The following is a 2,894-nucleotide window of genomic DNA, read 5'->3' as shown; positions in this document are numbered from 1 at the left end:
TTTCAGCCAGTCTTCGCACAACCCACGCATCTACAAGGATCGCATCGTTGGCGACTAGGCTGGCACGCCACCACCATATCAGTGGCGGATCGACCGCAGCCCGGCATGAAGCTGCAAGCAAGGTTCCGTCACCGCGTACTCGAGCTGAACATCGACATCATGTGCGCCAACAGCCCGCAGGCCAAGGGCTGCCTCGAACGCGCCAACCTGACGCTGCCGTCTTGTGAAGAAGCTATGCCTGGCGACATCAGCACGATCGACGCGGCGAAACGCCTCCGGCCGAATTCGCTATTCCTTCGCCTCCCTCAATCCGCGCCATCGCGTCCGCCGCATCTCGACCGAAGCCGCAATCGTCAGCGGCCTCCCGCGCGAAAGGCCCGAGGATTGCATGTTGAAAGGCAGCGCATCGGCCTGGCACGCGCGCGCGCTCATGCTGCAGCCGGATCTGCTTGTCGCCGACGAGCGCCGGCGCTCGACGTTTCGATCCAGGCGCAGATCTGCCTCCTTGCGACAACGCAAAGGAGAGCAAAAATGACCAGCACCATCAATCTCTAGAGCCGCGAGCTACTGCAAGATTTGGTGGGTGGATCTTTCGAGACAATGTCGATGCTTACACGCAGGAACGCCTTCGCAAGTGCGATATGAAATTTGTGCATTGCAATATCTGCGGCGATCGATATGATCATGTTGTCGGCCATCTACTCCTCCCAGATGCGATGCCGGCGCTGAGTGCGGCGCACCTCCTCCCGCGCTGCATTTCAAATCGAGCCCACTGCCACCTCCTCCCGGCAGTGGGCTTTTTCTTTGTATGAGCGGCAATTTGGCCCTTGGCCAACATATTGGCTTTAGGCGAGGCGAATGCTCCGGACTTCCAGGCCTTTTTTGCCCTGCCCGCATTCGACAAACACGTTCTGTCCCTCCACCAGCACGCTGAGCCCTGAGCGGTTCAACGCGGTGGCATGAACGAAAACGTCTTTCTCACCGTTGTCGGGAGCAATGAAGCCTGGAATGCTTCACGGTCTCATGCTTGGCAAAACTCTCGCCTATGGCCATGAATGCCTTCGCCTCATCACTCATCAAATACGATCGCGACGACCAATGGCAGCACGCCTTTCAGGCACAGTGCGATGCCGCCATTGGCCCCTTGAACGGTCAAGTCGGACACGCGTAACATCGCCATCTGAATTGAGTCTGCTTCATTCGTCCGGGCTAATGTCCGGATTGGTCTGGGTATTTCCTTTGCGTACGGATGCAACCAGCGGCGCGGCGAAGCGCGGCAAATCGTTTGTCCATGTGGCGGAAGCCTCCTGGGGCAAAGGCCTCAGCACCCTGCTGCGTATCGTGCGAATGACGCTGCGCCATCCCTGGCAAGTCGCCATCACCATCGGTTCGACCTTCATTGCCGCGACGCTGCAGCTTTTCATTCCGAGCTTGCTGGGACGCGCCATCGATCAGGCGCAGGGCGTCTTGACTGCTGGTGCTGGTCCTGCGGCAGAGCGCGCGCTGTGGAACACGGCGCTCACGCTGCTCGTCGTCAGCATCCTGCGCGGCCTCTTCACCATGGCGCAGAACTACTATGGCGAGGCCGTCGGCCACCGGACCGGCTATGAACTGCGGCTGGCTTTCTATGAGAAGATCCAGCGCCTGAGCTTCTCCTTCCACGACCGGGTCCATACCGGCGATCTCATCACGCTCGGCCTGCTCGATCTCGACGGCGTGCGCATGTTCTTCTCCACCGGCATCCTGCGCGTCGTGCTGCTCGGGGTGCTGATCGGCGTCGGCGCTTATCTGCTGATCAGCACCGATCTCGTGCTCGGGCTGCTCAGCCTGAGCTTTGTGCCATTCGTCGCCTGGCGGTCCTCGGTCACGCAGCTGGCGCTGCGCAGCACCTGGCTGACGTTGCAAGAGCGGCTGTCGGTGCTGAGCCGGGTGATGGATGAGAACCTCGGTGGCATCCGTGTCGTGCGTGCTTTTGCGGCGCAGCGGCATGAGCTGGAAAAGTTCGACCGCGCCAAGCAGGATGCGCTGGACCTCGCCAACCAGCGCGTCGGCATCCGCGTCAGCAACACCAGCGCCATGAACTTCTCGTTCCTCGCCGCCATGGGCTTGGTGCTCTGGTTCGGCGGCCAGAAGGTGATCGCGGGCCAGATCAGCGTCGGCACGCTGGCCCAGTTCCTCACCTTCATGACCATATTGCAGATGCCAGTGCGCCAGCTCGGCCTGATGGTCAATTCATTCGCCCGCGCTTCGACCTGCGGCACGCGACTGTTCGAACTGCTGGACACCGAACTCGATATCGAGGACGCGCCCGACGCCAGGGACCTTGTCGTCACTGACGGTGTGCTGCGCTTCGACAACGTCGGCTTCCGCTACGCGGGCGCTGGCCGCCCGACGCTATCCGGGATCTCCTTCGAGGCAAGATCCGGCGAGACCATCAGCATTGTCGGTCCGCCCGGCAGCGGCAAGTCGACCATCGCGCACCTGATCCCGCGCTTCTACGATGTGACGTCAGGCGCCATCACCATCGATGGCCAGGACATCAGCAAGGTCACGCTGCAATCGCTGCGCAAGGCGGTCGGCGTGGTGCAGCAGGACGCATTCCTGTTCACCACCTCGATCGAGAACAACATCGCCTACGGCAATCCATGGGCGCGCGAGACCCGCATCGGGCAAGCCGCCGAGTATGCCCAATTGCACAACTACATCATCGGGCTCCCCGCCGGCTACACCACAGTCGTTGGCGAACGCGGCGCGTCGCTTTCCGGCGGCCAGCGCCAGCGCCTGACCATCGCCCGCAGCCTGATGCTGCGGCCATCGGTGCTGGTCTTCGACGATTCCACTGCTGCCATCGACGCCGGCACCGAGCAGCGTATCCGGGCAGCGATGAAACGCTT

3 protein-coding genes and 1 pseudogene are annotated in these 2,894 nt (G+C 61.7%); 2 read left to right on the top strand and 2 right to left on the bottom strand.

Features of this window, described 5'->3' with window-relative positions:
- Positions 1–555 (top strand): annotated as a pseudogene (locus AC0L2K_RS34700) (hypothetical protein); the annotation flags it as partial.
- Here the strand turns inward: AC0L2K_RS34700 and AC0L2K_RS34695 are convergent.
- The gene (locus AC0L2K_RS34695) at positions 552–698 is read right to left on the bottom strand and encodes a hypothetical protein (protein WP_189407548.1); all 147 of its coding nucleotides are present in this window, start codon (positions 696–698) and stop codon (positions 552–554) included. The pseudogene AC0L2K_RS34700 and the gene AC0L2K_RS34695 overlap by 4 nt on opposite strands.
- A gap of 147 nt (positions 699–845) precedes the next feature.
- Entirely contained in the window at positions 846–998 is a 153-nt protein-coding gene (locus AC0L2K_RS34690; protein ID WP_473533623.1) for a cold-shock protein, read from the bottom strand.
- Between the two features lie 214 nt (positions 999–1,212).
- Here AC0L2K_RS34690 and AC0L2K_RS34685 point away from each other — a divergent pair.
- A partial coding sequence (locus AC0L2K_RS34685) for an ABC transporter ATP-binding protein (protein WP_473533622.1) occupies positions 1,213–2,894 on the top strand: 1,682 nt, incomplete at its 3' end.

Source organism: Mesorhizobium sp. WSM4817 (genome assembly GCF_055811135.1).
The sequence above is the reverse complement of the archived record's forward strand: the minus strand, read 5'-3'. Positions and strand labels throughout refer to the sequence as shown.

Excerpts from the sequence above, each read along its gene's own strand:
- AC0L2K_RS34695 (WP_189407548.1), bottom strand. The coding sequence starts at position 698 with ATGGCCGACAACATGATCATATCGATCGCCGCAGATATTGCAATGCAC.